Source organism: Kitasatospora sp. NPDC094016 (genome assembly GCF_040304045.1).
Lineage (GTDB): Bacteria > Actinomycetota > Actinomycetes > Streptomycetales > Streptomycetaceae > Kitasatospora.
Genome location: NZ_JBEOUK010000011.1, coordinates 1 through 23060 on the forward strand (window position 1 = coordinate 1; position 23060 = coordinate 23060).

Consider the following 23060-nt stretch of genomic DNA (forward strand, 5'->3'; position numbering starts at 1 on the left):
GGCTCCCAGTAGACGACTGGGTTGATAGGCCGGATATGGAAGCCCTGTGAGGGGTGGAGTTGACCGGTACTAATAGGCCGAGGGCTTGTCCTCAGTTGCTCGCGTCCACTGTGTTGTTCTGAAACAACGACCCCAACCCGTTTGGTCACGGGGTTGGTGCGGTTGACAGTTTCATAGTGTTTCGGTGGTCATAGCGTGAGGGAAACGCCCGGTTACATTCCGAACCCGGAAGCTAAGCCTTACAGCGCCGATGGTACTGCAGGGGGGACCCTGTGGGAGAGTAGGACGCCGCCGAACAATTATTCGAGAGAAGCCCCCGCCGGGTGAACCTGGCGGGGGCTTTTCTGTTGTAGGGTCAACGTGCATTGTCGTCACACGGGACAGGAGGCCCCCGGGTGGAGGTCCAGGAGACGCGGGTCCAGACCGATCGCGTCCTCACCATCCCCAACCTGCTCAGCATGGGCCGGCTGGTCGGTGTTCCGCTTTTTCTCTGGCTGATTCTCTGGCCGGTTTTCGACGGCCCCAACAACGATGGTTGGGCGCTGCTGATCCTGATGCTGAGCGGTGTCAGCGACTACCTCGACGGGAAACTCGCGCGGCGATGGGGACAGGTCAGTCGGGTGGGGCAGCTGCTCGATCCGCTGGCCGACCGACTCTACGTGCTGTCCACGCTGGTCGGTTTGACCTGGCGTGAGATTCTTCCGTGGTGGGTGACGGCGATTCTGCTGGCCCGGGAAGTTTTTATCGGCGCGCTGTTGCCCATTTTGAACCGGCACGGTTACGGGCCGCTCCAGGTGAGTTTTCTGGGGAAGGCCGCGACCTTCAATCTGATGTACGCGTTTCCGCTTCTCCTGCTCGGCCGCGTGGACAGCTGGATCGCGCGGCCGGCCGAGGTGGTGAGCTGGGCCTTCATCTGGTGGGGGACCACGTTGTACTGGTGGGCCGGTATTCTTTACGCGGTTCAGGCCCGGCGGATCACCCGGGCGGCCTCGACGGGGTCCGCGTCCGCAGTCTGAGACGTGATCTGAGAGAAGTCCCACGCCGTATCGGTGCGTCGGACGATACCTTCCGGGTAGGGATCCCTCTGGAACGGTTTGATGGACCTGTAGGTCCACCACCGCAAAGGAGGACGCACCCGTAATGAAAGCCGTTGTCATGGCAGGGGGCGAAGGAACCCGACTCCGCCCGATGACCTCCAGCATGCCGAAGCCGCTGCTTCCGGTCGCCAATAGGCCGATCATGGAGCACGTGCTTCGGCTGCTGAAGCGGCACGGCCTCTCCGACACCGTCGTCACCGTTCAGTTCCTGGCCTCACTGGTCAAGAACTACTTCGGTGACGGCGAGGACCTGGGCATGCATCTGACCTATGCCCACGAGGAGACGCCGCTAGGCACCGCGGGGAGTGTCAAGAACGCCGAGGACGCGTTGAAGGACGACTCCTTTCTGGTGATCTCCGGTGACGCACTCACCGACTTCGACCTCTCGGAATTGATCGACTTTCACCGCAGCAAGAACGCGCTGGTCACCGTCTGTCTCACCAGGGTGCCGAATCCCCTCGAGTTCGGTATCACGATCACGGACGACGACGGACGGGTCGAGCGCTTCCTGGAGAAGCCGACCTGGGGACAGGTCTTCTCGGACACTGTGAACACCGGTATCTACGTGATGGAACCAGAGGTCTTCGACTACGTCGCAGCAGGTGAGTCCGTCGACTGGTCGAGTGACGTCTTCCCGCAATTGTTGAAGGAGGGCAAGCGGGTCTACGGCTACGTCGCCGAGGGCTACTGGGAGGACGTTGGCACCCACGAGAGCTACGGCAAGGCCCAGGCGGACGTCCTGGAGGGCAAGGTCGACGTCGAGCTCGACGGGTTCGAGATCTCGCCGGGCGTCTGGGTGGCCGAGGGCGCGGAGGTGGACCCGGAGGCGGTGCTGCGCGGGCCGCTGTACATCGGGGACTACGCCAAGGTCGAGGCCGGCGTCGAGATCCGCGAGCACACCGTGCTCGGCAGCAACGTGGTGGTCAAGCGCGGCGCGTTCCTCCACAAGGCGGTCGTGCACGACAACGTCTACATCGGGCCGCAGAGCAATCTGCGCGGCTGCGTGGTCGGCAAGAACACCGACGTGATGCGGGCCGCCCGGATCGAGGACGGCGCGGTGATCGGGGACGAGTGCCTGATCGGCGAGGAGTCGATCATCGGTGCGAACGTCCGGGTCTATCCGTTCAAGACCATCGAGGCCGGCGCCGTCGTCAACACGTCGGTGATCTGGGAGTCCCGCGGCCAGGAGCACCTGTTCGGCGTGCGTGGCGTGTCGGGGATCCTGAACGTCGAGATCACCCCGGAACTGGCCGTGCGGTTGGCCGGCGCGTACGCCACGACCCTGAAGAAGGGGGCGACCGTCACCATTGCGCGTGACCACTCGCGTGGTGCGCGTGCGCTCAAACGGGCGATGATTTCGGCGCTCCAGACGTCGGCCATAGACGTCCGCGACCTGGAGAACGTGCCGATGCCGGTGGCCCGGCAGCACACCGCGCGGGGGAGTGCGGGCGGGATCTTCCTGCGGACCACGCCGGGGGTGCCCGACTCCCTGGACATCCTCTTCTTCGACGAGCGCGGGGCCGACCTCTCGCAGGCCGGCCAGCGAAAGCTGGACCGCGTGTACGCGCGCCAGGAGTACCGGCGGGCCTTCCCCGGTGAGATCGGGGACCTGACCTTCCCGTCCAGCGTCTTCGACTCCTACGCGGGCAACCTGCTGCGGGCCGTCGACACCACCGGGGTCCGGGAGGCCGGACTGAAGGTGGTCGTGGACACCGCGCACGGCAGCGCCGGCCTGGTTCTGCCGAGCATCCTCGGACGGCTCGGAGTGGAGGCGCTCACCGTCTCCAGCGGGCTGGACGAGGCGCGGCCGACGGAGGACGCGGAGGAGCGGCGGGCCGGGCTGGCCAGGCTCGGCGAGCTGGTGGCCTCCTCCCGGGCGGCCTTCGGCGTCCGCTTCGACCCGGTCGGCGAGCGGGTCGCGTTCGTCGACGAACTGGGCCGGGTGATCGACGACGACCGGGCGCTGCTGGTGCTGCTGGACCTGGTCGCGGCCGAGCGGCGCAGCGGGCAGGTGGCGCTGCCGGTGACCACGACCCGGATCGCCGAGCAGGTCGCCGCGTACCACGGCACCCAGGTCATCTGGACCACGACGACGCCGGACGACCTGGCGAAGGCGGCCGCCACCGAGGGCACGGTGTTCGGCGGGGACGGGCGTGGCGGTTTCGTGGTGCCGGAGTTCAGCGGAGTGCTGGACGGGGCCGCGGCCTTCGTGCGGTTGGTCGGCCTGGTGGCGCGGACCCAGCTCACGCTGAGCCAGATCGACGCGCGCATCCCGCAGGCGCACATCCGTCGCCGGGACCTGGCGACGCCGTGGGCGGCCAAGGGGATGGTGATGCGCTCGGTGGTCGAGGCGGCCGGCAGCCGGCGGCTGGACACCACCGACGGCGTCCGGGTCGTCGAGGCGGACGGGCGCTGGACGCTGGTGCTGCCGGATCCCGCCGAGGCGACCACCCACCTGTGGGCGGAAGGTCCGGACGACGAGGCCACGGAGGCGCTGCTGGACGAGTGGGCGGCGGTGGTCGACGGCGCCGGGAGGTGACGACACCGGCCTGATCGTTCGACGGTCCTGACGGTCGGGGCGCGCGGCATGGTCCGCGCGCCCCGCTGTCCGTTTTCACACTGTTCGCAATGATCCGTCACTTTGTGTCGTGAGTGCAGCTCAGGGGGTGTGCGTGGGCCCCTTCGCCGACGTGGGACGATGGTCCGCATGCCAGCGACGCCGACGCCGAGTGCCCCGAACGGACGGTACAACCGTCCGGACGCCTCGATGTCCCTGCTGACCAACGTCATGGACCACAGCCTCGACGAGGGCTACGCCGAGGCTGCCGCGGCGCGGGGCGCAGACCACGACAGCCGGATACCCAGGACGGCCCGAGGCCTGCTCACGCTGGGCGCCGGGCTGGCGCTGGTCGGGGTCGTGGTGACGGTCGGCGCGGTGAACGCGCACAAGGCGGAGCCGACGCTGGCCAAGGAGCGGGACGCGCTGATCCACCGGATCAACGACACCAACGGCTCGGCCGACCACCTTCAGCAGCAGGTCCAGGACCTGCGGCGCAAGGTCGAGAGCACGCAGCAGCAGGCGCTGGCCACGGGCGACGGCGACCAGGGCGGTCTGACCGGCGCGGTGGGTCTGGGCGAGGTTTCGGGGCCGGGCGTCAAGCTGGTCCTGGAGGACGCGGCGGGGACCGGCGGCGGGGGGAACGTCGACCCGCGGGCCGGGCAGGGCTTCTCCAACAGTGGCCGGCTGCGGGACCGCGACCTCCAGCTGGTGGTGAACGGCGTGTGGGGATCCGGTGCGGAAGCCGTGGCGATCAACGGTCAGCGGCTCACCGCGCTCTCGGCGATCCGGGCCGCGGGCGAGGCGGTACTGGTGGACAACCGGCCGCTCGTCCCGCCGTACAACATCCAGGCGATCGGGGACGGGCCGAAGCTGCTCACCGCCTTCGAGAACGACATGGCCGGGCAGTACCTGCGGTTGCTCCAGGAGAAGTACGGCATCAAGTCGACCATGTCCGCGCAGAAGAACCTGACGCTGCCGGCCGCGGTGGGCGTGACGCTGCGGACCGCGCAGCCGGTCACGTCCGAGCCCTCGCCCCCGGCGTCGCCGTCGGCGGCTCCGGTCGCGCCGACGCCGCCACCCACCGCCGGAACCTCCGGGAGCCCGAGCGCGTCCGTTTCACCGTCTGCGGGCAGCACCGGGCGGCGTACGCCGAGCGGGTCCGCGAAGACCACGACAGCCCACTCGTCCACGACGGCCCCGCCCGGGTCGTCGTCCGCAGGGACAGGAGCAGCTAGACCGTGATTGCCGTACTGGGTCTCGTGATCGGGGTGGTCGTCGGACTCTTCGTCCAGCCCGAGGTGCCGGACGCCGTCGTGCCGTACCTGCCGATCGCGGTGGTGGCGGCGTTGGACGCCGTGTTCGGCGGCGTCCGGGCGATGCTGGACGGGATCTTCAACGACAAGGTGTTCATCGTCTCGTTCCTGTCGAACGTGGTGGTCGCGGCACTGATCGTCTTCCTCGGTGACCAGCTGGGCGTCGGCTCGCAGCTGTCCACGGGTGTGGTCGTCGTCCTCGGCATCCGCATCTTCTCCAACGCGGCCGCGATTCGGCGCCATGTCTTCCGCGCCTGAGTCGGGCCGCGGGGCGGCGGAGGAACACCCGGACGGCGGCGGGAAGGCCTTGGAGCGGGCTGCCGAGGCGTCGGGGCCGGAGTCGGCGGCCGAGGCGGGCCCGGTCGAGCCGGTGGACGGGGCCGCAGAGGTCCAGCACGCCGACCAGGCCGAGGATCCGGAGGAGCCGGGGAAGGCCGAGGGGCCCGAGGGGCCCGAGGGACAGGCTGCGGCGAAGTCTGACGCTAAGCCTGAGCTTGATGCGGAGGCGGCGCCCGCGCCCGTGGTGCGGCTGGAGAAGGCCGCAGCGCCTGCGTCCGAGCCTGCGTCTGAGCCCGAGCCCGAGCCCGAGCCCGTGGTGGAGCCGGCCGCCGTGGACCGCAGTGCGGGACGGCGGCGCCTCAAGGCAGCCCTGTGGCCGCCGCGGATGTCGCGCGGGCAGCTGGTGGTGGCGCTGCTGCTGTTCTCGCTCGGCCTGGGGCTGGCGATCCAGGTGCGGTCGACCAACGACCACCACAGCCAGCTCCGCGGGGCCCGCCAGGAGGACCTGGTGCGCATCCTCGACGAACTGGACAGCCGTCAGCAGCGTCTCCAGCAGGAGAAGGCGGAGTTGGAACAGTCCCTGGCCAAGTTGGAGAACAGTTCCAACCAGGCCAAGGAGGCCCAGGAGCAGACCAGGAAGAAGGCGACGGAGCTCGGCGTGCTCGCCGGCACCGTCAAAGCCACTGGTCCGGGCATCGTACTCACGGTCGATGATCCCCAAGGGCAGGTGAAGGCAGATATGCTGCTGGACACCCTGCAAGAACTTCGAGCGGCGGGGGCGGAGGCGATTCAGATCAACGATGTGCGCGTGGTGGTCAACACCTACTTCACCGACGTGTCGGGCGGCGGGGTGCAGATCGACGGGAAGAAGGTCTCGCAGCCCTATCGGTTCACCGTCGTGGGGAACCCGCAGGATCTGACACCCGCGCTGAACATCCCGGGGGGTGTCGTCCGTACTCTGGAGAGTCACCAGGCGCGGGCGACGATCACCCAGCAGCAGAAGGTGGTCGTGGACGCCCTCGTGGATCTGAAGACGCCGCAGTACGCCAAGCCGGCTTCGAAGTGACGGGGCGCCCGACGAACGGCCCGTCACCTGCGGGCGGCACCCGGTGCGGGGCGCCGCCGTCGCGTGGGCGAGACTGGGTCGTACCAGCACGCACCGGAGCACCAACCGCAGTACCAACCATCGGAGTACCACTCCAGCAGGCCCGATCCGCAATCGGGTCCGCGGCCTGTCCGAGGTTCTCACCCTGCCCCGCGGGCGGGTCTGTCACACGCAAGGGGATTCGCCCGTGAGTTTCTTCTCGAAGTTGTTCGGTCGTAACAAGGGCCGTGGCGCGGCTTCCGTCGAGGCGCCGACCGCGCGGCACCGCCGGCCCGAGGACGAGGCCGTTGTGCCGGGCATGCGCCCCGCCCCCGAGGGGGCGCCGTACGCCGAGCAGCAGCTGTTCCGGGACGGTGCCGCCGCCCAGTACGCCGGGAATCCGGTGGGCGGCTACGGCGCGTCGGTTGACCCTTCCGGCGACCCGCGCATAGGTTTCCAGTCAGGACCCTCAACCTCTGGTGGAGGGTTTGCCCCGGACCCGTACGCCGGGCACAACCCGTCGGGTGTGCCGCGCCAGGAGGCTGTGAACATGGCTGGCCCCACTCCGTGCCCCAGGTGCGGCAACCAGAACCCGGCCTCGGCCCGGTTCTGCTCCAACTGCGGTACGGCCCTGCGCGGTGGCCTGCTTCCGGAGGGGGCGGCGGAGACCACGTCGACCATCTCCATCTCCGGCCTGGAGTCGTACGACCCCAACACCACGACCGGCACCGGCGCCACGCCGGCCCTGTCGGCCGAGGTGCTGTCGGCGATCGACGCGCTGCCGCCGGGCTCTGCGCTGCTGATCGTCCAGCGCGGTCCGAACTCGGGCAGCCGCTTCCTGCTGGACTCGGACGTCACCACGGCCGGCCGTCACCCGCAGGGCGACATCTTCCTGGACGACGTCACGGTCTCGCGGCGCCACGTGGAGTTCCGTCGGACGCAGGCCGGGTTCAGCGTCGCGGACGTCGGCAGCCTCAACGGCACCTACGTCAACCGGGAGCGGATCGACGAGGTGTCGCTGAACAACGGTGACGAGGTGCAGATCGGGAAGTACCGGCTGGTGTTCTTCGCCGGCCACAACCGGGGGTACTGAACCCAACGTCGGTAGGAGCCCGAGTGAGTACGAATACCCCTTCATCTTCTCTCGGGGCGGCCACCCCCGCATCGTCCGGTCCGCAGACGGACCGCGGCGGGCGCGGGGTGGTCGCGGGCCCCAGGCAGCCGCTCCGCCCGGACCGGCCGGGTGGGCGGCGGCGCGGCGGCGACGAGCTGCTGAGCATCGGCGCGGTGTTGGCCTTCCTGCGCGACGACTTCCCCGAGGTCACCATCTCCAAGATCAGGTTCCTGGAGGCGGAGGGGCTGGTCGAGCCGCAGCGCACGCCCTCGGGGTACCGCAAGTTCAGCCCGGCCGACGTCGAGCGGCTGGCCTACGTCCTGCGGATGCAGCGTGACCACTACCTGCCGCTGCGGGTGATCCGCGAGCACCTGGACGCCATCGAGCGCGGTGAGGCACCGCCCGCGCTGCCGCCCTCCGCCGACGCCCGGCCCGGGCCGGTGGAGGAGGCGGACCGGGAGCTGGGGGCTTCGGCCGACGTCCCGTCCGGAGTCCGGCTGGGGCGTGCCGAACTGCTGGCGGCCGCCGAGTCCGGGGAACGCGAGCTGTCCGAGTGGGAGTCCTACGGTCTGGTCGCGCCCGGTCCGGACGGCGGGTACGACGGCGAGGCGCTGCAGGTGGCCCGACTGGTCGCGGAACTCGGCCGGTACGGGCTGGAACCGCGGCACCTGCGGGCCATGAAGGCCGCGGCGGACCGGGAGATCGCGCTGGTGGAGCAGGTGGTGGCGCCACTGCGCCGGCACCGGAACCCGCAGACCAGGGCCCATGCCGAGGCCACCGCGCGGGAGCTGGCGACACTGTCCGTGCGGCTGCACGCGGCGATGGTCCAGGCCGGTCTGCGCAGCCGCGGATAGCGCCCCCGCGGGGTTCCCACGGGGTTTCTGCGAGGTGGCCGTCCAGACCCGGGGCGGCCCGGGTGCACCGCGCTGACCAGCGGCGTCGGCCCTGCGCTTTCATATCCGGGGCCTGAGCCATAGGGTTGCCTGTGTGAATGAGCTCGACGTCGTGGGTGTCCGAGTGGAGATGCCTTCCAACCAGCCGATCGTGCTGCTGCGGGAGGTCGGGGGCGATCGGTACCTGCCGATCTGGATCGGTCCCGGCGAGGCGACCGCGATCGCCTTCGCCCAGCAGGGCATGACGCCGGTCCGCCCGCTGACGCACGACCTGTTCAAGGACGTCCTGGAGGCGCTCGGGCAGCAGCTCACCGAGGTCCGGATCACCGACCTGCGGGAGGGCGTCTTCTACGCCGAGCTGGTCTTCACCGGCGGGGTCGAGGTGAGCGCCCGGCCGTCCGACGCGATAGCGCTGGCCCTGCGCACCGGTACGCCGATCTACGGGAGCGAGGAGGTGCTCGCCGAGGCGGGCATCGCGATCCCGGACGAGCAGGAGGACGAGGTCGAGAAGTTCCGCGAGTTCCTCGACCAGGTGTCGCCCGAGGACTTCGGGGGCAGCGGCCCGCAGTAGTAGTGCGGACCGGATTTCTCTACAGGCCAGGCCGTTGTTTGGCTTGCCGTTTTGCCAAAAACCGTCGACCTACCCACACTAGGGGCACGAAAAACCACTCTCCTGAGTGATGTGGTTTGGCTGGCCCGGCGTGGCGATCGTTGACGGGTCATAGGGGACTGCCTACCGTCAGGAGTGGCTGTCCGGGTGACCGATGCCCGCAGTTCGGGTTGCCCGCAGCACCAGTGGACGGAGGCAGGCATGAGCAGCACCGGCGATGACACGGCCGTGGGAGGCCTGTGCGCCATGCACCTGCCGCGCACCGCTCGCACCGTGACGGACCTGCCCCGGGTGGGCAGGTTCCCGGCCGTGCAGCCCGGTCAGCCCGCCATCGAGCGGCTGGCCCCGACGTCCGAACTGATCGGCTACCGAGGTCCGACGGCCTGCGCGGCGGCCGGCATCACGTACCGCCAGCTGGACTACTGGGCCCGGACCGGACTGCTGGAGCCCAGCGTCCGTTCGGCGTACCCGGCCACCAGCCAGCGGCTCTACAGCTTCCGCGACATCCTGCTGCTCAAGATCGTGAAGCGGCTGCTCGACGCGGGCGTCTCGCTGCAGAACATCCGGGTGGCGGTCGCCCATCTGCAGGCGGCCGAGCAGGGCGACCTGGCCGGGATGACGCTGATGTGCGACGGCGCGACGGTGTACGAGTGCACCACGCCGCAGCAGGTGGTGGACCTGCTGAAGGGTGGTCAGGGGGTGTTCGGCATCGCGGTCGGAGCGGTCTGGCGGGAGCTGGAGCTGACGCTCGGGCGGCTGCACGCGGAGCGCACCGACACCGGCGAGACGCTGGTCGGCCACGACCCGTCCGACGAGCTGGCCCAACGGCGCAACCGGGCGGTCTGAACGCAGAACTGACGAGGCCGCGGGCCCGGACGGGGAACCGTCCGGGCCCGCGGCCTCGTCGTTGCGCCTGGTGAGGCGATCGAGGGAGGACACGTGGGGTTCGGCACCGGGATAGCGGGTCTGCTGCGGCGTCGGGGCGGGCTGCTGAAGGTCCGGGTTCGGCGGCGGCCCGTGCAGCGCAGGGCCTTCCAGGCGGCGACGGTGCTCTGCTCGCTGGCGCTGGCGCCGAGCGCGTGGCTGTGGTGCTCGGCCGGGGACCGGGTCGGCACGGTGGCCAGCGTGCCGACCGCGCCGGTCGCGGTGGTCTTCGGCGCCGGGCTCGACCAGGGCAAGCCGTCGCCGTACCTGGAGCACCGGCTGAGCGCGGCGCTGGACCTGTACCGGGCGGGGAAGGTGCAGGCGATCCTGGTGACCGGCGACAACGGCCGGGACAGCTACGACGAGCCGGACGCGATGCGGACGTACCTGATCGAGCACGGGGTGCCGGCGGTCCGGGTGGTGGGCGACTACGCGGGCTTCGACACCTGGAACTCCTGTACCCGGGCCCGGCGGGTCTTCGGGGTGGAGCGGGCGGTGCTGGTCAGCCAGGACTTCCACGTCCGCCGGGCGCTGGCCCTGTGCGAGGCGGCGGGCATCGACGCGTACGCGGTCGGGGTGCCGGAAGTGCACGACGGCACCTGGCTGTACGGCGGGCTGCGGGAGATCCCCGGGGCGGGCAAGGCGGCGGTCAACGCCTGGCTGCGGCCGGACCCGCTGTTCCTCGGCCCCCAGGAGGACGGCATCCCGAAGGCTCTGGCGGACGCCACGCAGCGCTAGGTGTTCTGACTCGGCCTGGGCCCCGCCCGGGTTCGTACGCATTGTCGGACCCCTGCGGGATGATCGGCGGGTGCGATCACTGCCGAGCATCATCCACCTCGACATGGACGCCTTCTTCGCGGCGGTGGAGCAGGCGGCCAAGCCGAGCCTGCGCGGCAAACCGGTGGTCGTCGGCGGGCTCGGCGGGCGTGGGGTGGTCTCCACCGCCTCGTACGAGGCGCGGAAGTTCGGGGTGCACTCGGCGATGCCGATGGCGCAGGCGCGCCGGCTCTGCCCCAACGCGGCCTTCCTGAGCGGCCGGTTCGAGGCCTACCGGCAGGTCAGCGAGCTCGTGATGGGCCTGCTGCGCGAGCTGTCGCCGCTGGTGCAGCCGCTCAGCCTGGACGAGGCCTTCGTCGACCTGGAGGCCGGCCCCTACGGTCCGGTGCTGGCCGAGTCCGACCACGAGACCGGGGAGCGGCTGGTGCTCGCGTTGGCGGAGGACCTGCGGGCGGACATCCAGCGGCGCACCGGGCTGACCGGGTCGGTCGGGGCAGCCGGGTCCAAGCTGATGGCGAAGATCGCCTCCGAGCAGGCCAAACCGGACGGGCTGGTGCTGATCGAACCCGGGCAGGAGCGGGCCGTGCTCGGCCCGATGCCGGTCCGGGCGCTGCCCGGGATCGGGCCGGCCACCGAACAGGTGCTGCGGCGGGCCGGACTGAACACCGTGGCGGACCTCGCCGAGGCGGGGGAGGGCGAACTGGTGCTGCTGCTCGGGCGGGCGCACGGCGCCGGCGTGCACCAGATGTCGATAGGGCTGGACGACCGGCCGGTGGTGGCCGATCAGGACGCCAAGTCGGTCTCGGTGGAGGACACCTTCGAGGTGGACCTCGCCGACCGGGAGCGGGTGCTGCGCGAGGTGGAGGTGCTGGCCGCCCGGTGTGTGCGGCGGCTGCGCGCGGCCGGGCGCTCGGGGCGGACGGTGGTGCTCAAGGTCCGGCGGTTCGACTTCTCGACGCTGACCCGTTCGGAGACGCTGCGCGGGCCCACCGACGACGAGGCGGTGGTCATCGAGACGGCGCGCCGGCTGGCCTCCCAGGTGGACATCACCGGTGGGGTGCGGCTGCTCGGGGTGGGCGTCGCCCAGCTGGCCGACTACACCCAGGAGGACTTGTTCGCGCAGGCCCTGCGGGAGGAGGCGGCCGAGCACGCGGAGGCGGAGGTCGAGGCGGCCGAGGAGGAGCCGGAGGCGGCCGCGCCGCGCCGCTGGATGCCCGGGCAGGACGTCCGCCATGCCGAGCTGGGGCCCGGGTGGGTGCAGGGCAGCGGTGTCGGGCGGGTCACCGTGCGGTTCGAGACGCCGTGGAGCGGGCCGGGGCGCATCCGGACCTTCGCGGTGGACGATCCGGCGCTGGAGCCGGCCCGTCCGCTGCCGCTGTGGGGGGCCGAGGGGTCGGAAGGGCCGGAGGAGCCGGGGGTGCCGGGGCTGTGAAACGCGAAGCGGCCCCAACCGGTGGGGGGAGTACCGGTTGGGGCCGCATACCGTGCCGGACTTCGTGCGGTCGTGATGCCCTCGCGACCGTCCGAAGGCCGGGCCGCCGCGCCCTGTCCCTGAGCGCGGCGGCCGGACGCCTGGTCAGGCGTCGGTCTTGGCCAGCTCGGGGCTGGAGTTCCGCTCGGCCGTGCCGCCCGAGGCGACGACGGTGGCGGCCGGCTTGACGCCGCGGATCAGGAACGGGACGACGCCGGCGACGGCGCAGACGACGGCCGCGGCCCAGAACGCGTGCTTGTAGGCGTCCAGGGTGGGCAGCAGCAGCGGGATCTGCGGCGGCAGCTTCATGGTGTCGCCGGTCAGGATGGCGGCCATCACGGCGGTGCCGATCGCACCACCGACGGTGCGCAGCACGGCGTTCATGCCGTTGGCGATGCCGCTCTGCTCCACCGGGACGGCGCCGTTGATGTAGGCCGGCATCGCGGAGAACGCCAGGCCGATGCCCAGGCCGAAGATCGCCGAGGAGGTGTAGATGTCGCCCTCGTGGCTGTGCCGCACGGCCAGGTAGGCCATCGCGACGGCACCCAGGACGCCACCGAGGACCAGCGGCAGGCGCGGGCCGCGGCGGGCGATCAGCATCGCGCCGACCGGAGCCGCCACCATCGAGCCGATCGCGGACGGCAGCAGCAGCAGACCGGCGTGCAGGACGGTCGCGGTGAAGCCGTAGTGGGTCAGCTTCTCCGGGGTCTGGGCGAAGTTGCTGATCACCATGAACGAGCCGTACATGCCGAAGCCGATCAGCAGGCCGGCCAGGTTGGTGAAGGCGACGGCCGGACGGGACATCATCTTCATGTCCACCAGGGGGTGCGCGACCTTGGTCTCGATGACCCCCCAGATCAGGGCGACGACGGCGGCCACGGCGAACAGGCCGAGGGTCTTGGTCGAGGTCCAGCCCCAGTGGTTGCCCTGGCTGACCGCGACGAGCAGGGCGGAGAGCCAGCCGGCCAGGGTGAGGGCGCCGAGCGGGTCGGCGCCGCCCTCCTTGTCGGTGACCGGGTCGGACGGGACGCGGAACGCGACCAGGGCGACCGCGATCAGGCCGAAGACCAGGCCCATCCAGAAGATCGACTTGTAGCTCCAGTGCTCCAGCAGGAGACCGGTCGCGACCAGGCCGAGGCCGGAGCCGACGCCCATCGAGGCGCTGATGGCGGCGACGCCGCCGGTCACCTTCTGCTTGGGCAGCTCGTCGCGGACGATGCTGATCGCCAGCGGGAGCACGCCACCGCCGGCGCCCTGGAGGACACGGGCGACGACCAGCCAGGTGAAGGAGTGGGTGCTGACCGCCAGCGCCGAACCGGCGACCAGACCGGCCAGCGAGATCAGCAGCATCGGCTTACGGCCCCGGAGGTCGCCGAAGCGGCCCAGCAGGGGAGTCAGCACGGCGGCGGAGAGCAGGTTGGCGGTCATCAGCCAGGTGATGCTGGACGCGGAGACGCTCAGTTCCTTGGCCAGCGAGGGCAGGATCGGGACGACCGCGGTCTGCACCACGCTGAACGACAGCATCGCCAGGATGAGGGCCGGCAGGACCCGGGCGCTGCTCTGCTTCTCGGCCGCGGTGGTGGGCTGTGGTGCCTCACTCACGGTTGCTTCCTCCCGTACATAGTGAATGAACTGAAGTAACCATGCCGGGAGATACTTCAGAGTGTCAAATATCCATTGGTGACGCTTTGGCAAAATCGAAGGATTCCGGCCGGGCGGCGACCGGGACGAGGGCATGCCGAGGGCCCCGGACCGAGTGGTCCGGGGCCCTCGGGAGAGAGGTCAGGCGAACGGGCGCAGCACGGCCGGGCGGGGGGCCTCGGCCGCCGGGGTGGCCGTCGGGGTCGCCGGGGCGGCGGCGGTGTTGTCGTGGATCTCGACGTGCTCGCGGCGCAGCTCGTCCCGGATCACCTCCTCGGCGGTGTAGCGCTCCACCACCAGGCGGACCCGCTCGATCGGGGTGAGGTACTTGCGGACCACCGGGCGCTCCTCGCGCAGGGTGACCTCCTCCACCGCCTCGGTGATCTCCTTCTCGGTGAGCGAGGCACGCTCGGCCTCGCTCACCGGCATCCGCTCCACCCGGACGCGCTCGCGGACCACCGGGACGCGGCGCTCGACCTGCTCGCTGGTCACGTACTTGCGCAGCTTCGCGGTGCCCACGATGTGCCAGTCCGTGGTGATGTCCAGGCGCTCCTCGCGGCAGGTGATCTCCACCGGGCCGTTGGGGGACGACGGGGCGGGGCCGGTCGAGCGCTCCGGGACCGGCGCGGCCATGGCCGAGTTCGTGGTCGCGGTGGTCGTCACGATCGGGGCGGGCTGCGGCTTGGGCTCGGTCGTCGTGGGGGTGGCCGCGGGTGAGGGGGTGTTGAGGGTTCGCACGTTGACCTCTGTCGCGGTGCCGGTGGGGTCGGCAGGGGTGGTGGTCGGGGCGGGGTCGAGGGAGTGGAAGGCGATGGGCTTCACGGGCTCGGCCGCCGAGGTGGTGCCGAAGTCGAGGTCGGGGCGCGCGGGGCGGTCGCCGTCCCGGCCGGCCGGGCGGTCGCTCTCGCGGCCGACGGGCCGGTCACCCTCACGGTCGGCAGGACGGTCGCCGTCCCGGCCGACCGGGCGGCCGTTCGCCGGGGTGTCCAGGCCGTAGTAGCGGTAGAGCTGGAGCTCCTGGGCGGGCGACAGGTGCTGGCCGGCGCCGAAGTCCGGCGACTCCTTCACCAGCGACTTGTCGTACGGCACCCGGAGCTCGTCGCCGGAGAACTCGCTGGTGGTGAGCGGGACGAAGGCGTCCCGGCCGAAGATGCCGGTCCGGACGGCCGCCCACTCCGGCTGGCCGGTGGCGTCGTCCAGGTAGACCTCGTCGACCGTGCCGATCTTGTCTCCGTTGCGGTCGACCGCCTTGTGGCCGATGAGGTCCCGGGGGTCGATATCGGTTTGCACTCTTTCCTCCAGTGCGCTGCGCCTGCGGAACTCCCGCAGGACCGTGGCCGGAGCACCCGTTCCGCCTGCCACTTCACACCAAAGGCCATGAATCGGACGGGCGCGACCGGGGTGCGCCGGACGGGCTCCGGGCTGGACCGTCCGGGGGACGCGCGTAGACCCCGAGCGACCCGACGCGACCGTGATCGGGGGGCCTGCCGCTGGTACCCTGGGCGGCGACCGCCGAGCCCGCTCGGGAGAGTCCCCGGCCACGGAAAGCGCTGGTCGGGGCGCCGAAGGAGCAACTCCTCCCCGGAATCTCTCAGGCATCCGTACCGTGTGGGGTAGGTCACTCTGGAAAGCAGGGCAGGACCGTCGGCAGGGAGCCGACGGGCACCACCCTCACCGACGGTGCAAGCCGGCGGCGTGCCCACAGCGCGCCGTGCGGGTGAAGCTCTCAGGTCCCGATGACAGAGGGGGAGGCCTGTCGGGTTCGCCCGCCCGGGTCGAGCCGCTGTCCGCAGCGGCTCCGGCCGGTCGGCGTGCGCACCCCCGCCGGTCCGTGACCAGGAGGCCTCGACCACCATGAACGCCCAGCCGAACGCGGGACGCCCCACCGGCGCCTCGACCCTCACCGAGCTTGAGCTGGCCAGCCCCTTCGAGAACCGCCACATCGGCCCCGACGACGCCGCGCAGCAGAAGATGCTGGCGTCCATCGGCTACGGCTCGCTGGACGAACTCGCCGCCACCGCCGTTCCCGAGGCGATCCGCTCCATCACCGGCCTGGACCTGCCCGGCGGCCGCAGCGAGGCCCAGGTGCTCGCCGAACTGCGCGAGCTGGCGAGCCGCAACCAGGTGCTCCAGCCGATGATCGGCCTGGGCTACTACGGCACCTTCACCCCGCCGGTGATCCTGCGCAACGTCATGGAGAACCCGGCCTGGTACACCGCCTACACGCCGTACCAGCCGGAGATCTCCCAGGGCCGCCTGGAGGCGCTGCTCAACTTCCAGACCCTGGTCTCCGACCTGACCGGCCTGCCGACCTCCGGCTCCTCGCTGCTCGACGAGGGCACCGCGGCCGCCGAGGCGATGGCGCTCGCCCGCCGCGTCACCAAGGTCAAGGGCGGCGTCTTCCTGGTCGACGCCGAGACCCTGCCGCAGACCACCGCGGTGATCAACACCCGCGCCGTGCCGACCGGTGTCGAGGTCGTCGTCGCCGACCTGTCCCAGGGCATCCCGGCCGAGATCGCCGAGCGCGGCGTCTTCGGCGTGCTGCTCCAGTACCCGGGCGCCACCGGTGTGGTCCGCGACCTCACCCCGGTCATCGAGCAGGCGCACGGCCTCGGCGCGATCGTCGCGGTCGCCGCCGACCTGCTGGCGCTGACCCTGCTCGCCTCGCCGGGTTCGCTCGGCGCCGACATCGCCTGCGGCACCTCGCAGCGCTTCGGCGTCCCGATGGGCTTCGGCGGCCCGCACGCCGGCTACCTGTCGGTGCGCGCCGAGTACGCCCGCTCGCTGCCCGGCCGCCTGGTCGGCGTCTCGGTCGACGCCGACGGCAACCGTGCCTACCGCCTGGCGCTGCAGACCCGCGAGCAGCACATCCGCCGCGAGAAGGCCACCAGCAACATCTGCACCGCCCAGGTGCTGCTCGCCGTCATGGCCTCGATGTACGCCGTCTACCACGGTCCGGACGGCCTGGCCGACATCGCCCGCCGCACCCACCGCTACGCCGCCGCCCTCGCCGAGGGCCTGCGGGCCGGCGGTGTCGAGCTGCTGCACGGCGAGTTCTTCGACACCGTCACCGCCGTCGTCCCGGGCCGTGCCGCCGAGATCGCGGCCGCCGCCCGCGCCAACGGCGTCAACGTCCACCAGGACGGCGCGGACCGGATCTCGGTCTCCACCGACGAGACCACCACCCGCGAGCACCTCGCCGCCGTCTGGGCCGCGTTCGGCGTCCCCGCGGTCGAGGTCGCCGAGGGCGCCGACGCGCTGCCGGCCGCGCTGCTGCGCCAGGACGAGTACCTGACCCACCCGGTCTTCCACAGCCACCGCTCGGAGACCGCCATGCTGCGCTACCTGCGCCGCCTGTCGGACCGGGACTACGCGCTGGACCGCGGCATGATCCCGCTGGGCTCCTGCACCATGAAGCTCAACGCGACCACCGAGATGGAGGCCGTCACCTGGCCGGAGTTCGGCCAGCTGCACCCCTTCGCGCCGATCGAGCAGGCCCAGGGCTTCCTCAGCCTGATCCGCGAGCTGGAGCGCCAGCTGGTCGAGGTGACCGGCTACGACGCCGTCTCGATCCAGCCGAACGCGGGCTCGCAGGGCGAGCTGGCCGGCCTGCTGGCCGTCCGCGCCTACCACCACGCCAACGGCGACACCCAGCGCGACGTCTGCCTGATCCCCTCCTCCGCGCACGGCACCAACGCGGCCTCCGCGGTGATGGCAGGCATGCGCGTGGTCGTGGTGAAGACCCTGGTCGACGGCGACGTGGACGTCGAGGACCTGAAGGCCAAGATCGAGCAGCACCGGGACAGCCTCTCCGTGCTGATGGTCACCTACCCGTCCACCCACGGCGTGTACGAGACCCAGATCACCGACATCTGCGCCCTGGTGCACGAGGCCGGCGGCCAGGTGTACGTGGACGGCGCCAACCTGAACGCCCTGGTCGGCCTCGCCAAGCCGGGCAAGTTCGGCGCGGACGTCTCGCACCTGAACCTGCACAAGACCTTCTGCATCCCGCACGGCGGCGGCGGCCCGGGCGTCGGCCCGGTCGCGGTGCGCGCCCACCTGGCGCCGTACCTGCCGAACCACCCGCTGCAGCCGGAGGCCGGCCCGGCCACCGGGGTCGGCCCGATCTCGGCGGCACCGTGGGGCTCGGCGGCCATCCTGCCGATCTCCTGGGCGTACGTCCGGCTGATGGGCGGCGAGGGCCTCAAGCGCGCGACCCAGGTCGCGGTGCTGAACGCCAACTACATCGCCAAGCGGCTGGCACCGCACTTCCCGGTGCTCTACACCGGCCCCGGCGGGCTGGTCGCGCACGAGTGCATCATCGACCTGCGTCCGCTGACCAAGGAGACGGGCGTGACGGTGGACGACATCGCCAAGCGCCTGATCGACTACGGCTTCCACGCGCCGACGATGTCCTTCCCGGTGGCCGGCACGCTGATGATCGAGCCGACCGAGTCCGAGGACCTGCACGAGATCGACCGGTTCTGCGACGCGATGATCGAGATCCGGGCCGAGATCGACAAGGTCGGCTCGGGCGAGTGGGCGGCCGCGGACAACCCGCTGCGCAACGCCCCGCACACCGCCGCCGAGCTGGCCGGCGACTGGGCGCACGGCTACTCGCGGCAGGAGGCGGTCTTCCCGGCGGGCGTGAACCCGGCGGACAAGTACTGGCCGCCGGTCAGCCGGATCGACGGCGCGTACGGCGACCGCAACCTGGTCTGCTCCTGCCCGCCGCTGGACGAGTACGGCGCCTGATCCGGACCGGACGTACGGCAGGGCCCCGACGGGACGTATCCGTCGGGGCCCTGCCCCTTGCCGTCGTCCGGCGGCTGCCCCCGCCGGGTGCGGTCAGGCCGCGTGGGCGACGGGGCGGCGCGGTGCGATCACCCGGCCGTCGGGCAGCAGCTCTCCGGTGTCCTCGAACAGCACGACGCCGTTGCAGAGCAGGCTCCAGCCCTGCTCCGGGTGGCAGGCCACCGTGGCGGCCGCCTCGCGGTCCTCGGACTCGGCCGACGGGCACTCAGGACGGTGCTGGCACATACGTACCCTCGCTTCGCTCTGCGATCCTCCCCCGTGGTGCGGCCGCCGGCGGAGCCGTCGGGAGCCGCCGCGGTAGCCGGATCCTGTCCGCGCGCCGACCAGGTGTGGACCGACGCTCAAGTGGGTAGGACAGGTGGTCCTTCCACGCTGGTTCCCAGTGTCGGCATCTGTGGACGTGCGCGCAGGGATTTCGTGACATGCGCCACAACTCCCGGGCAGAGATCACCCGTTCAGGTGGGTCTGGCGGGGAAAGGCGCACCGACGGGTCAGCTGCGGCATGGCCCGAGGAGGTCAGAGCGGATGGCCCGTCCGGGTGGTTCGGGCGGGTGAGGGCGACGCGCACGCCCACCGGGCCACCGGGTGGTGGCCCGGTGGCCCGGTGGGCGTGGGGTCGGCTCAGGAGGAACCGAGCAGCAGTGGCTTGGCGAGCGGCGCCCGGGCGAGCAGCGGCAGCAACTCGCCGGCCGGGTAGGCGCGGTGCGCGGTGACGCCGAGCGGGGCCGGGGCCAGCGGGATCAGCTGGTCGGCGGCCGGGTCGGCGTCGGGGCCGTGCAGCCACAGTGCCGTCGCGTACTGCCCGGGGAAGGTCAACAGCCGGGGCTGCTGGCGGGACCGGGAGCCCTGGGCGAGCTGCCAGGCCTGGCGCAGCGCCCGGACCGTCGAGTCGAGGTAGGGGCCGGCGGTGAAGTGCGAGAAGGTGTGGCCCTCGACGGCCTGGACGACCTCGGCGGCGGCGGCGACCTCGGCGCCGTCCTTGATCAGGAAGCGCCAGCCCGTGCGGCGGGCGGCGCGCAGCTCCGGGCGCGGCCCCTCCAGGACGTGGACGGCGAGCGGGTGCGTGGGGAGCAGCGGGCCGACCGGATGGCGCAGTGCTGCGGCGGCGGGTTGGCGCAGCGCGGTCTCCGAGTCGAGTGCGGCCAGGACGGCGCGCAGGGCGCTCGGCGGGGGCTGGGGGGTCTGCAGAGTCATGGCGGGGTCCGCCTCTCCGTGCGAGATCGGCGTGCGAGTGCGGCATACCGGCGTGGCGCGGCGTGTCATCGGTGACGGGACCTGGCCGTGTCCGGTTGTGCATGATCGCGGTGCCGGCGCGGTCGCCGCCGTCGACGAGGGTTTCGAGGCGGAGCGGGCCGGCCGGAGCGCAGTGCGAATTCTATCGAACAGGTGCGCAGGGTGACCTGTTTATCACAGGCGGTGGCGCCGGGCAAGTCGGCAGATCTGCTGAATATCCGTCAGTTTCCTTGCATTGCAAGCCAGTACAAGCATTCGGGTATCGATCTTCGAGGTGGGCATGATGCTTGCACGGTCGGGTCGGCCGGTGTCTCAGGAGGAGGGGACCGTGGGCGAGAAGGTCGTGGCGACTCGGGCTGATCTGGCGGACCGGCAGCTGTACCGACGCAAGCTCCAGGCCTGCCTCGACGCGCTGGGGCGGATGCTGCGCGAGGACCGGTTCGACCGGCCGCGGGCGGTCATGGGCCTGGAGATCGAGCTCAACCTGGCCGACGAGGACGGCCTGCCGGCGCTGCGCAACGCGCAGGTGCTGAGCGCGATCGGCTCCAGCGACTTCCAGACCGAACTGGGCCAGTTCAACGTCGAGGTGAACATCGTGCCGCACCGGCTGTGCGGGCACGTCTTCGAGGACCTGCGCGAGGAGCTCGAAACCGGGCTGCGCTACGCCGACCGGCGGGCCGCCGAGGCCGGTGCCCGGATCGTCATGGTGGGGATCCTGCCGACCCTGGAGCACGGCCACACCGGCCTGGACGCGATCTCCCACAACCCGCGCTACAGCCTGCTCAGCGACCAGATCCTGGCCGCCCGCGGCGAGGACATCGCGCTGGACATCGAGGGCGTCGAACACCTCCAGCTGGAGACCATCACCATGGTGGCCGAGGCCGCCGCGACCTCCCTGCAACTGCACCTGCAGGTGACCCCGGAACGCTTCTCCTCGGTGTGGAACGCGGCTCAGGCGATCTGCGGGGCGCAGCTCGCGCTCGGCGCCAACTCGCCGTTCCTGTTCGGGCGGGAGCTGTGGCGGGAGACCCGTCCGGTGCTGTTCCAGCAGGCCTGTGACACCCGTACGGCGGAACTCAAGGCGCAGGGCGTCCGGCCGATCACCTGGTTCGGCGAGCGCTGGGTGGACTCGGCGTACGACCTGTTCGAGGAGAACCTGCGGTACTTCCCCGCGCTGCTGCCGATCTGCGACGACGAGGACCCGCTGAAGGTGCTCGCCTCCGGCGGGGCGCCCCGGCTCGCCGAGATGCGGCTCCACAACGGCACGATCTACCGCTGGAACCGGCCGGTGTACGACATCGCGGGCGGGATCGCGCACCTGCGGGTGGAGAACCGGGCGCTGCCGGCCGGGCCGACGGTGGCCGACACGCTCGCGAACGCCGCCTTCTACTACGGGCTGGTCCGGGTGCTCGCCGAGCAGCCCCGGCCGGTCTGGACCCGGCTGCCGTTCGAGCGGGCCGACGAGAACTTCCGGCAGGGCGCCCGCTACGGCATCGACGCGGTGTTCCAGTGGCCGCGGGCGGGCCGGGCGGGCCGCGGCGGCGGGCTGACCACGGTGTCCGCCGTCGACCTGGTGCTCAACGAACTGCTGCCGATGGCCCACCAGGGCCTGGACGAGTGGGGCGTGGAGCCCGCCGATCGGGACCGCTACCTGGGGATCATCGAGCAGCGCTGCCTGCGCCGCACCAACGGCGCGGCCTGGCAGAGCGCGACCTTCCACCGGCTGCGCGAGCAGTACGGGATGGACCGGCCGGCCGCGCTCGCCGCGATGACCAGGCGCTACATCGAGCACATGCGCACCGGCGAGCCGGTGCACACCTGGCCGGTCGGGTAGCCGGACCGCTGTGTCAGGATGATCGCTCCGGCGGTCGGCCGACGGCCGGAGCGACGCCCGCCCCGCTGGAGCCGCCCGTGACCACCCTCCCGACCGCACCGGAGACCGCGAAGCCCACGCGCCGGCTGCTCGGCGTGGAACTGCTGATCGTCCTCGGCCTCTCCCCCGGGGCCAGTGGCGTCAGCGCGCTGATCAGCTTCGCGGCCTCGCTCACCGAACCGATCCAACTCGGCCAGCAGGTCGCCACGTTGAACGGCTCGCGGGCGCCCGGCCGGCCCTGGCTGGACCTGGTGTGGCAGCTGTACTACGTCGGGCGCGGCCTGATGCCGGTGGTGCTGGTCGGATACCTGCTGGTGCGCGAGGGCGCCGCGCTGCGGGTGCTCGGCTTCGACCTCGGGCAGAAGCTGCGCGACCTCGGCCGTGGCGCCGCCGTGGCGGCCGCGATCGGCGGCTCCGGGCTGGTGCTGTACCTGGCCTCGCAGGCGGCCGGCTACAACCTGACGGTGGCGCCGTCCGGGCTGCCGGACGTGTGGTGGCGGATCCCGGTGCTGGTGCTCTCCGCGTGGCAGAACGCCGCCCTGGAGGAGGTCGTCGTCCTCGGCTACCTGCTGCGCCGGCTCGGGCAGCTGGGCTGGTCGTGGCCGGCGGCGGTGGTGGCGAGTTCGGTGCTGCGCGGCTCGTACCACCTGTACCAGGGGGTCGGCGGGTTGGTCGGCAACATGGTGATGGGAGCGGTGTTCTGCCTGCTCTACCGGCGCTGGGGGCGGGTGATGCCGCTGGTCGCGGCGCACGCGTTGATCGACACGGTGGCGTTCGTCGGGTACGCGCTGCTGGCCGGGCACGTCAGCTGGCTGCCGACCCCCTGAGCGGGAGGCGGCCGGCGAGGGTGCGCGGCGGCCGGGCGAGCAGGCGGTCGACGTGCCGGCGCTCCAGGCCCGGGCCCGGGTCGATCGGCAGCAGCAGGCGGTCGCGGCGCCAGAGGGAGTTGCGGACCAGCCGCGGCGGGATGACGTCGTCCACCCAGGCGAACGGGCGGCCCGCGGCGTAGCGCAGCAGCGGGGCCCACTTGCGGGCCGAGAGCAGCTCCATCAGCGGGACGCGCGGGTCACCGGGCTGCGGGACGTCGCCGGTGAAGCGGACCAGCGGGAGGGCGGGCAGGCCGATCGCCGGGGCGATGTGCGTATTGGCGTGCTCCTCCCAGGTGGTGGCCCACACGAGTTCGTAGGTGCCGGCCAGCTCGCGCAGCCAGGCGCCGTGCCGGGCGGAGAGGAGCACCGAGTAGCCGAACAGGGTGTGGGTGTCGAACCCGGCGTCCGGATGCGGGCAGACCGGGTTGAGCACCCCGTCGACGTCCAGGAACAACAGCGGCTTCGGCACCAGTGGCCCCCCAGAGACGGTGGTGTGACTTACCTGGT

The 23060-nt window shown here is 71.6% G+C and carries 19 protein-coding genes, 2 rRNA genes and 2 riboswitches; of the genes, 16 read left to right on the plus strand and 5 right to left on the minus strand.

The window, feature by feature from the left end; all coding sequences use genetic code 11:
* From ABT015_RS13205 to ABT015_RS13265, 13 genes are all read left to right on the plus strand, one after another.
* A 23S ribosomal RNA gene (locus ABT015_RS13205) occupies positions 1–93 on the plus strand; the annotation flags it as partial.
* Between the two features lie 87 nt (positions 94–180).
* A 5S ribosomal RNA gene (gene rrf, locus ABT015_RS13210) occupies positions 181–297 on the plus strand.
* Between the two features lie 98 nt (positions 298–395).
* The gene (clsA, locus tag ABT015_RS13215) at positions 396–1016 is read left to right on the plus strand and encodes a cardiolipin synthase ClsA (protein WP_350879016.1); all 621 of its coding nucleotides are present in this window, start codon (positions 396–398) and stop codon (positions 1014–1016) included.
* 124 nt (positions 1017–1140) lie between these two features.
* A complete protein-coding gene (locus tag ABT015_RS13220) occupies positions 1141–3636 on the plus strand; it encodes a mannose-1-phosphate guanyltransferase (RefSeq protein ID WP_063350200.1) in 2496 nt (831 codons plus the stop codon).
* 168 nt (positions 3637–3804) lie between these two features.
* Positions 3805–4899 carry a DUF881 domain-containing protein gene (locus ABT015_RS13225; RefSeq protein ID WP_350879018.1) on the plus strand — a complete coding sequence of 365 codons (1095 nt, stop codon included), beginning with the start codon at positions 3805–3807 and terminating at the stop codon, positions 4897–4899.
* Positions 4896–5228 carry a small basic family protein gene (locus ABT015_RS13230; RefSeq protein ID WP_030062488.1) on the plus strand — a complete coding sequence of 111 codons (333 nt, stop codon included), beginning with the start codon at positions 4896–4898 and terminating at the stop codon, positions 5226–5228. Before ABT015_RS13225 ends, ABT015_RS13230 begins: the two co-directional genes overlap by 4 nt.
* Positions 5212–6315, plus strand: a complete 1104-nt coding sequence (locus ABT015_RS13235; protein WP_350879019.1) for a DUF881 domain-containing protein — start codon at positions 5212–5214, stop codon at positions 6313–6315. The genes ABT015_RS13230 and ABT015_RS13235 overlap by 17 nt, the downstream gene beginning before the upstream one ends.
* Before the next feature lie 568 nt (positions 6316–6883).
* The gene (locus ABT015_RS13240; protein WP_402449444.1) at positions 6884–7426 is read left to right on the plus strand and encodes a double zinc ribbon and FHA domain-containing protein; all 543 of its coding nucleotides are present in this window, start codon (positions 6884–6886) and stop codon (positions 7424–7426) included.
* 179 nt (positions 7427–7605) lie between these two features.
* Positions 7606–8301 (plus strand): transcriptional regulator FtsR, encoded by a 696-nt coding sequence (ftsR, locus tag ABT015_RS13245; RefSeq protein ID WP_402449472.1) that lies wholly within the window; start codon positions 7606–7608, stop codon positions 8299–8301.
* 133 nt (positions 8302–8434) lie between these two features.
* On the plus strand, positions 8435–8911 hold the full coding sequence (locus ABT015_RS13250; RefSeq protein ID WP_063350203.1) for a bifunctional nuclease family protein: 477 nt from the start codon (positions 8435–8437) through the stop codon (positions 8909–8911).
* A gap of 240 nt (positions 8912–9151) precedes the next feature.
* Positions 9152–9796, plus strand: coding sequence for a MerR family transcriptional regulator (locus tag ABT015_RS13255; RefSeq protein WP_350879020.1), 645 nt, complete (start codon positions 9152–9154; stop codon positions 9794–9796).
* A gap of 93 nt (positions 9797–9889) precedes the next feature.
* On the plus strand, positions 9890–10612 hold the full coding sequence (locus ABT015_RS13260) for a SanA/YdcF family protein (RefSeq protein WP_502897301.1): 723 nt from the start codon (positions 9890–9892) through the stop codon (positions 10610–10612).
* 70 nt (positions 10613–10682) lie between these two features.
* Positions 10683–12083 carry a DNA polymerase IV gene (locus tag ABT015_RS13265; protein WP_350879021.1) on the plus strand — a complete coding sequence of 467 codons (1401 nt, stop codon included), beginning with the start codon at positions 10683–10685 and terminating at the stop codon, positions 12081–12083.
* Positions 12084–12227: 144 nt separating this feature from the next.
* Here the strand turns inward: ABT015_RS13265 and ABT015_RS13270 are convergent, their stop codons facing one another.
* Positions 12228–13724: an MFS transporter gene (locus tag ABT015_RS13270; protein ID WP_350879022.1), complete on the minus strand. Its 1497-nt coding sequence runs from the start codon at positions 13722–13724 to the stop codon at positions 12228–12230.
* A gap of 180 nt (positions 13725–13904) precedes the next feature.
* Entirely contained in the window at positions 13905–15053 is a 1149-nt protein-coding gene (locus tag ABT015_RS37980) for a PRC and DUF2382 domain-containing protein (protein WP_502897302.1), read from the minus strand.
* A 223-nt stretch (positions 15054–15276) separates the two neighbouring features.
* Positions 15277–15380: riboswitch (glycine riboswitch) on the plus strand.
* Position 15381: 1 nt separating this feature from the next.
* Positions 15382–15513, plus strand: a riboswitch (glycine riboswitch).
* A 104-nt stretch (positions 15514–15617) separates the two neighbouring features.
* Between ABT015_RS37980 and gcvP the strand changes: the two genes are divergently transcribed.
* Positions 15618–18518, plus strand: a complete 2901-nt coding sequence (gcvP, locus tag ABT015_RS13285; protein ID WP_350879024.1) for an aminomethyl-transferring glycine dehydrogenase — start codon at positions 15618–15620, stop codon at positions 18516–18518.
* A 93-nt stretch (positions 18519–18611) separates the two neighbouring features.
* Here gcvP and ABT015_RS13290 read toward each other — a convergent pair whose 3' ends face one another.
* Together ABT015_RS13290 and ABT015_RS13295 are read right to left on the minus strand one after the other, a co-directional pair.
* Positions 18612–18803, minus strand: a complete 192-nt coding sequence (locus ABT015_RS13290) for a DUF5999 family protein (RefSeq protein WP_350879025.1) — start codon at positions 18801–18803, stop codon at positions 18612–18614.
* A gap of 396 nt (positions 18804–19199) precedes the next feature.
* Positions 19200–19772 carry a hypothetical protein gene (locus ABT015_RS13295; protein ID WP_350879026.1) on the minus strand — a complete coding sequence of 191 codons (573 nt, stop codon included), beginning with the start codon at positions 19770–19772 and terminating at the stop codon, positions 19200–19202.
* 367 nt (positions 19773–20139) lie between these two features.
* Between ABT015_RS13295 and ABT015_RS13300 the strand changes: the two genes are divergently transcribed.
* Together ABT015_RS13300 and ABT015_RS13305 are read left to right on the plus strand one after the other, a co-directional pair.
* A complete protein-coding gene (locus ABT015_RS13300; RefSeq protein ID WP_350879027.1) occupies positions 20140–21645 on the plus strand; it encodes a glutamate-cysteine ligase family protein in 1506 nt (501 codons plus the stop codon).
* A 77-nt stretch (positions 21646–21722) separates the two neighbouring features.
* Positions 21723–22511, plus strand: a complete 789-nt coding sequence (locus ABT015_RS13305) for a CPBP family intramembrane glutamic endopeptidase (protein WP_350879029.1) — start codon at positions 21723–21725, stop codon at positions 22509–22511.
* Here the strand turns inward: ABT015_RS13305 and ABT015_RS13310 are convergent.
* Positions 22489–23022 (minus strand): HAD domain-containing protein, encoded by a 534-nt coding sequence (locus tag ABT015_RS13310; RefSeq protein ID WP_350879031.1) that lies wholly within the window; start codon positions 23020–23022, stop codon positions 22489–22491. The genes ABT015_RS13305 and ABT015_RS13310 overlap by 23 nt on opposite strands.
* Positions 23023–23060: the final 38 nt, after the last annotated feature.

What these genes read in the sequence shown, in the direction of transcription:
- ABT015_RS13220 (WP_063350200.1), top strand. Translation starts at nt 1,141, where the DNA reads ATGAAAGCCGTTGTCATGGCAGGGGGCGAAGGAACCCGACTCCGCCCG.
- ABT015_RS13225 (WP_350879018.1), top strand. Translation starts at nt 3,805, where the DNA reads ATGCCAGCGACGCCGACGCCGAGTGCCCCGAACGGACGGTACAACCGT.
- ABT015_RS13235 (WP_350879019.1), top strand. Translation starts at nt 5,212, where the DNA reads ATGTCTTCCGCGCCTGAGTCGGGCCGCGGGGCGGCGGAGGAACACCCG.
- ABT015_RS13240 (WP_402449444.1), top strand. Translation starts at nt 6,884, where the DNA reads ATGGCTGGCCCCACTCCGTGCCCCAGGTGCGGCAACCAGAACCCGGCC.
- ABT015_RS13255 (WP_350879020.1), top strand. Translation starts at nt 9,152, where the DNA reads ATGAGCAGCACCGGCGATGACACGGCCGTGGGAGGCCTGTGCGCCATG.
- gcvP (WP_350879024.1), top strand. Translation starts at nt 15,618, where the DNA reads ATGAACGCCCAGCCGAACGCGGGACGCCCCACCGGCGCCTCGACCCTC.
- ABT015_RS13290 (WP_350879025.1), bottom strand. Translation starts at nt 18,803, where the DNA reads ATGTGCCAGCACCGTCCTGAGTGCCCGTCGGCCGAGTCCGAGGACCGC.
- ABT015_RS13295 (WP_350879026.1), bottom strand. Translation starts at nt 19,772, where the DNA reads ATGACTCTGCAGACCCCCCAGCCCCCGCCGAGCGCCCTGCGCGCCGTC.